The organism is Pseudofrankia coriaricola (genome assembly GCF_032027725.1).
GTDB lineage: Bacteria > Actinomycetota > Actinomycetes > Frankiales > Frankiaceae > Pseudofrankia.
The window spans coordinates 1-1807 of record NZ_JASNFO010000198.1; the positions used below are offsets into that span (position 1 = coordinate 1).

A 1807-nucleotide genomic window follows, 5' to 3' on the forward strand; every position below is an offset into this window, starting at 1 on the left:
GTCAGCCACAAACCCAGATCATCCACGCCCCACCGCCACGATCAAGCAACAGCCACAACGTGTCACCCCAACACAAACGCCCAGCTCAGCGGACCCAGGGCATCGACGCCGGCAAGAAGATCGTCGGACGGAAACGCACCATCATCGTCGACACACTCGGGCTGCTGCTCACGGTCCTGGTCACCTCGGCCGACACATCCGACGGCCGAGCCGGCCTCCGTCCGCTGACCACCCTCGCCGCCGCCCATCCCAGAATCCGAAAGGTCTGGGCCGACAGCGCCTACCGCAGCGCGGTCATCGAACACGGCGCCCGACTCGGCATTGACATCGAGACCGTCCGCCGCGACCCCACAACCAAGGGATTCATTCCCCTCTCACACCGCTGGATCGTGGAGCGCACCTTCGGCTGGCTCATGTCCTATCGCCGCCTCGCCCGCGACTACGAAGCCCACCCCACCCGTTCCGAAGCCATGATCCACCTTGCCATGATCGACCTCTTGGCCCGCCGCGCCACCGGCGAATCAACCCCAACCTGGCGAGGAACATGAATCTGAATTAAACGAAACCCGCGGGATCGAACACCCACTTAAAGGGTGTTTGGTCCTTTCTCGGGCACTGTCGGCCAGTTTATTTCCCGCCCGACGGTCACGCGCAGCCATCGCTCTCCGAGATTCACGGGCGGTCCGGCATATTCTGACGGATATGACACCTATGGCGGCGCGGTGTTCGCCCGGAAGATCCCGTCTCATCCCGCAGTCTGATGCTTTGCGACCCTTATCGGTGGCGGAGAGAACTCCGGGTAGGCACCGCCGATCCGCGGTAGGCCGCAACCATGACCGAGCAGCGACGTTACCCCAGCGACCTGTCCGACGCGCGGTGGAAGCTGGTCGAACCCGTGCTGACCGCCTGGCGCGCCGAACGCCACCAGAAAGGCCTCAACATCGGACGCCCTCCAACACACGATCTGCGCAGCATCCTCAATGCGATCCTGTACGTCGACCGCACTGGTATCCCCTGGCGCTACCTCCCCCACGACTACCCGCCCTGGGAAACCGTCTACGGCTACTTCGCTCACTGGCACAACGACGGCGTCCTCGACCAGCTCCTCGACCTCACGCGACACCATGTCCGTACCGACGCGGGCCACGACCCCGAACCCACCGCCTGCGTGATCGACTCCCAGAGCGTCAAGACCGCTCCCACCGTTCCAGCTGCCACCCAGGGCATCGACGCCGGCAAGAAGATCGTCGGACGGAAACGCACCATCATCGTCGACACACTCGGGCTGCTGCTCACGGTCCTGGTCACCTCGGCCGACACATCCGACGGCCGAGCCGGCCTCCGCCCGCTGACCACTCTCGCCGCCGCCCATCCCAGAATCCGAAAGGTCTGGGCCGACAGCGCCTACCGCAGCGCGGTCATCGAACACGGCGCCCGACTCGGTATTGACATCGAGACCGTCCGCCGCGACCCCGCAACCAAGGGATTCATTCCCCTCCCACACCGCTGGATCGTGGAGCGCACCTTCGGCTGGCTCATGTCCTACCGCCGCCTCGCCCGCGACTACGAAGCCCACCCCACCCGTTCCGAAGCCATGATCCACCTTGCCATGATCGACCTCTTGGCCCGCCGCGCCACCGGCGAATCAACCCCAACCTGGCGAGGAACATGAATCCGAATTAAACGAAACCCGCGGGATCGAACACCCACTTAGTGGATGTTTACGCAGCCCTGGTGACGATAATTCCTCTTTGAGGCCGGCTGCCTTTGCGTGTTTCGCGTCGTAGGAGCACGTTCGCGCATCCCG

Annotated in this window: 2 protein-coding genes; both read left to right on the forward strand. The window is 64.3% G+C overall.

From position 1 onward, the window contains the following. Window positions 1-548, forward strand: a 548-nt coding sequence (locus QOZ89_RS47060; RefSeq protein ID WP_312630402.1) for a transposase, incomplete at its 5' end; no start/stop codon positions are given. Between the two features lie 284 nt (window positions 549-832). Next, on the forward strand, window positions 833-1672 hold the full coding sequence (locus QOZ89_RS47065) for an IS5 family transposase (RefSeq protein ID WP_312630403.1): 840 nt from the start codon (window positions 833-835) through the stop codon (window positions 1670-1672). Window positions 1673-1807 lie beyond the last annotated feature (135 nt).